Raw genomic sequence first — 4,777 nt, forward strand, 5'->3', positions numbered from 1 at the left:
GGCATCGGTTGAGCCGCCGGCCACGCGCTATGTCAATCCGGTGTGCGGGATGGCTATCGATATCGCGTCGGCAAAACATGTTCTGGACTGCGATGGACAGCGCGTCTATTTCTGCTGCGACGGTTGCAAGGTCGAGTTCGAACGTTCACCTGAAAAATATCTTGCGATCGCGCGGGGTCAGCCGGCACGGGAGAAGACATGAACGACGTGTGCAATGAGGTCCGGGCGCCCCATGCGCCGACATTCTCGGCCGTGGTGTTGGCTGCGGGCCTGTCATCGAGGATGCAGGGCCAGCACAAGTTGCTGCTGCCGGTCGATGGGCAACCGGCCGTCAGGCGTACCGTGAGCGCGCTGTCCGCTGCAGGGCCTGAGGAGATCGTGGTCGTGACGGGCTTCAGGAGGCGTGCCGTCATGGAGGCGCTAGTAGACCTGCCCGTTACGTTCCAGAGCAATCCGCGCTATGAGGAAGGGCAGATGACCTCGGTCGCCGCTGGCGTTGCGGCGCTTCGCGCGCCGTGCAGCGTCGTGATGGTTTGCCTTGCGGATCAGGTGCTGCTTGAGGCCGCTGACTACCGCGAACTGATCGACGCGTTTGGCGCGATGCCGCGTGGGTCGATCCTGATTCCGGTATTCAACGGGCAGCGTGGCAATCCCGTTGCTTTCTCCGCGAGCTATGCCGCTGAGGTCATTAGCGGACATGTGAATCCAGGGTGTCGCAAGCTGATCGCCGAGCATCCTGACGAGGTTTTCATCCATGAAGCCGCGCACGATCGCTTCATCATCGATATGGACACGCCGGAGGATTACGCGGGGATTGTGGCGCGATTTAGTGAAACGCATTCACGGTGATTTTGGCTTTTGATTTGCACTGTCGAGACTCGGCGAGGAGAACGTCACTGGCTTGTCTTGGTTACCCTCAATGATGACACTTTTCAGGCACATGTAGAAGAAATCAACAGAAAGGCGTCGGACAAAGAGGTAAGCGCCGCGAGTCCGAAAACACTCTCGGCTGATCTGTTGAATGCGTTCGACGGAGACGCGGATTCCGCACGTCTCACACTCGCATCAGTGAGACGGTCCTTTGCCGAGCCGGGTTTTGTGGGCCTGGGGCGTGGTCTGGACTAGTTTGAAGCTAAAGTCGGAGCCTCAGGATTCGGACTTTTGCGTGCGCGAGCGATCTGAAGCGCCTTAGGCCGCAAGGCTCGGTATCGAATATGCCTTCGACAATTCTGCCGGCATTTGTTGCCGCGGCTATATCGTTGATTTGCTCGATTGTGCAATGCTGCTATCTAATTGGACTACGTATCATTCACGCACGCACCCGAGAGCCTTGACCATGCAAACCATCCAGAACCCGCTTCAAGCCCGCGACACCGCGCAATGGCAAGTCCGTTGCGATCTCGCCGCGCTGTACCGCGTCGCCGCGCATTTTCGTATGACGGACATGATCGACACGCATATCACGGCACGCTTGGCCGGCGACACGCCAACGTTCCTGATTAACCGATACGGCGTTCTTTTTCATGAAATGCGCGCGTCAGATCTGGTGAAGATCGATCACCGGGGCCACGTCGTCGACGAACGTGCCGCCGAAGAGCCCGCGCGTTTTCGTGTGAACGCGGCCGGGTTCACTATTCATTCCGCGATCCACATGGCGCGCGAGGACCTGGGCTTTGTGATTCACACGCACACGGCGGCGGGCACAGCGGTGTCCGCTCAGGAACATGGGCTGCTGCCGATCAGCCAGCACGCGCTCAAGTTCTACGGCAAGCTTGGCTACCACGATTACGAGGGCATCGCGCTGGATCTGGCCGAACGCGAACGCCTGGTGCGCGATCTCGGTGCCAACAAGGCGATGATCCTGCGCAATCACGGCTTGCTTGCTGCAGGCGCGACAGCCGCCGAGGCGTTCCACGAAATCTACTTCCTCGAACGGGCTTGCCAGGCGCAGATTCAGGCCGTGGCCGGCGGGTCGGCGTTGCGCTTTCCGACGGTTGACGTGTGCGAGTTGACCGCGAGCCAGTTCGAGCGAGGGGATTCCGGCGAGATCACGGAGTTGGCGTGGCGTGCCGCGCTGCGACTTATCGAGGACCCCGCTTCCGACTACCGCTGTTGAGTGCGCGCTACACCCGAACTTGAAGTGACGATGCGACCGAACAGCACGCGAAGAAATACGATCTGGGGGTAAGTGCGCACCGCGTCCGCTAGATGGATAATCGAGGAAACTCAGTGCTCTAGCAGTGGACAATCAACATGGCCGATGTACGCGACGTCAATCTGAACCGGCTGGCCGTCTTCGTGGCGGTCGTCGAGACGGGATCCCTGACCGCTGCCGCCGAGCGCCTTGGGGTGGCGAAGACGATGGTCAGCACGCACATGCAGCGCCTCGAGGCAGAGGTCGGCGCGAACTTGCTGGTGAGGACGACCCGCCGCGTCAGCTTGACTGAGTCAGGCAGAAGTTTCTACGAGGCGAGCTGCCACGTCCTGCGAGCGGCCGAGGATGCGCTGGCCGCCGTTGCCGATGACACCGGGCCGTTGCGTGGCTCGCTGCGAGTGAGTGCGCCGATCGACTATGGGTCCCTGATCGTGGCGCCCGCGCTGGTTGAATTACGGCGGCGGCATCCGGCGCTCAGCATCGAACTCATGTGCAGCGACCAGTTTGTCGACATTGTGGGCGAGGGCATCGATGTCGCCATCAGGCTGGGGCGCCTCGCCGATTCAAACTATCGCGCAGCGAAGATTGGTGAGTTCGTGAAATGGGTGGTCGCGAGTCCTGCGTTCATCGAAACCTGGGGAAGTCCAGTGGACCCCATGCTGCTCGCGCCCATGCCGCACGTCGCGCTATCCACTTTGGCGCGGCCGTTGTCGGTTGCACTCGAAGACGCCCATGGCAACAAGGAAAGCGTACGGTGCGCCAACGCTTTCATCACCAACACCGCGCTCGCTTGCCGGGCGGCGACGCTCGCAGGCGGGGGATTCGCGGTGCTCACCGATTTTGCCGTTAGAGAAGATGTAGCCGCTGGACGTCTCGTGAGATTGTTGCCCGCCTGGGCGACGGCATCCGCAAGCATTCAGGCCGTGTTCCCCTCCGCGCGTTTTGCGTCGGGGAAGGTCCGTGCCCTGACCGAGATGGTCAAGGCACAGTGGCAAGGGATACGTTTGAATTCGTAAGACGTGGCGCCCAACTCAGTTGAGTGAACCACGCATCTCAATGCAAGTCTCCCTCCGTTCGCGCCATTCTCCCGCGCAGAAATCCCCACTGCGCATTCCCGACGTCCACCCTATAATTGTTGCAGTCCCCAAAAAACCGGCGAGGCGAACTATGCTGCAAATTTCCCGGCGACAGTTCCTGAAGGTTACCGCGAGCACGCTCGCCGGGTCGAGCCTGGCCCTCATGGGCTTCTCGCCGGCACCCGCCTTGGCGGAAGTTCGTCAATACAAGCTCTCACGCACGACTGAAACCCGCAATACCTGTCCCTACTGCGCGGTCGGTTGCGGCATCCTGATGTACGGCCTCGGCGACAACGCCAAGAACGCCAAATCCAGCATCATCCATATCGAGGGCGATCCCGATCATCCGGTGAATCGCGGCACACTCTGCCCGAAAGGCGCAAGCCTGATCGACTTCATTCATAGTCCGAGCCGACTGCAATATCCGGAATATCGCGCGGCAGGATCGAACGAATGGAAGCGGATATCGTGGGACGACGCGCTCGATCGCATCGCCCAACTGATGAAGGACGATCGCGACGCCAACTTTGTCGAGACGACCGAGGACGGCAAGAAAGTCAATCGATGGGTGACGACGGGCATGCTGGCCGCGTCGGCTGCAAGTAATGAAGTGGGCTACCTGACGCACAAGGCTGCCCGCAGTCTCGGCCTGCTCGCGTTCGACAATCAAGCGCGTGTCTGACACGGCCCGACGGTGGCAGGTCTTGCCCCGACGTTTGGCCGTGGAGCGATGACGAACCATTGGGTCGACATCAAGAACGCGGATGTGATCCTGGTCATGGGCGGCAATGCAGCCGAGGCGCATCCATGCGGTTTCAAGTGGGTCGTGGAAGCCAAGGCGCACAGGAAGGCCCGGTTGATCGTGGTCGATCCGCGCTTCACGCGTACCGCATCGGTCGCGGACTACTACGCGCCCATTCGTACCGGGACGGACATTGTGTTCCTCGGCGGAGTGATTAATTATTTACTTACCAACGACAAGATCCAGCACGAGTACGTCAAGAATTATACGGACGTCGCGTTTATCGTTCGGGAGGATTTCACGTTCACAGACGGCCTTTATTCCGGCTATCAGGCGCAAACGCATCAATACGATAAATCAACATGGGACTATGAGAAGGGCGACGACGGCTACGCGAAAATCGACCCCACGCTCCAGCACCCGCGTTGCGTCTATAACCTGATGAAGCAGCACTACTCGCGCTATACGCCCGAGCAGGTAGAGAAGATTTGCGGCACCCCAAGGGAGAAATTCCTCAAGGTATGCGAAATGCTCGCATCGACTTCCGTTCCCGGACGTGCCGGCACGATCATGTATGCACTTGGCTGGACGCAGCATTCCATTGGGTCGCAGATCATCCGGACCGGCGCCATGGTGCAATTGCTGCTGGGTAACATCGGCATTGCAGGCGGGGGGATGAACGCGCTGCGCGGCCACTCGAACATCCAGGGTTTGACCGACTTGGGCCTGCTGTCGAATTCCCTGCCCGGCTACCTGACGTTACCGACAGAAGCCGAGCAGGATTTCGACGCGTTCATCACGAGC

The 4,777-nt window shown here is 60.1% G+C and carries 5 protein-coding genes; all 5 read left to right on the forward strand.

Annotated features, from left to right (window positions below):
• Positions 1 to 202, forward strand: a 202-nt coding sequence (locus WCA53_RS21815; protein WP_423915538.1) for a YHS domain-containing protein, incomplete at its 5' end; no start/stop codon positions are given.
• Complete coding sequence (locus WCA53_RS21820) at positions 199 to 849, forward strand: nucleotidyltransferase family protein (RefSeq protein ID WP_423915540.1); 651 nt, start codon at positions 199 to 201, stop codon at positions 847 to 849. The genes WCA53_RS21815 and WCA53_RS21820, both read left to right, overlap by 4 nt.
• Before the next feature lie 487 nt (positions 850 to 1,336).
• Positions 1,337 to 2,116, forward strand: a complete 780-nt coding sequence (locus WCA53_RS21825; protein WP_423915543.1) for a class II aldolase/adducin family protein — start codon at positions 1,337 to 1,339, stop codon at positions 2,114 to 2,116.
• Between the two features lie 137 nt (positions 2,117 to 2,253).
• Positions 2,254 to 3,171: a LysR family transcriptional regulator gene (locus WCA53_RS21830; RefSeq protein ID WP_423915545.1), complete on the forward strand. Its 918-nt coding sequence runs from the start codon at positions 2,254 to 2,256 to the stop codon at positions 3,169 to 3,171.
• A 151-nt stretch (positions 3,172 to 3,322) separates the two neighbouring features.
• Positions 3,323 to 4,777: molybdopterin-dependent oxidoreductase (locus tag WCA53_RS21835; RefSeq protein WP_423915546.1), on the forward strand; the 1,455-nt coding region annotated here is incomplete at its 3' end.

The organism is Caballeronia sp. (assembly GCF_049581465.1).
GTDB lineage: Bacteria > Pseudomonadota > Gammaproteobacteria > Burkholderiales > Burkholderiaceae > Caballeronia.

What these genes read in the sequence shown, in the direction of transcription:
- WCA53_RS21820 (WP_423915540.1), top strand. Translation starts at nt 199, where the DNA reads ATGAACGACGTGTGCAATGAGGTCCGGGCGCCCCATGCGCCGACATTC.
- WCA53_RS21825 (WP_423915543.1), top strand. Translation starts at nt 1,337, where the DNA reads ATGCAAACCATCCAGAACCCGCTTCAAGCCCGCGACACCGCGCAATGG.
- WCA53_RS21830 (WP_423915545.1), top strand. Translation starts at nt 2,254, where the DNA reads ATGGCCGATGTACGCGACGTCAATCTGAACCGGCTGGCCGTCTTCGTG.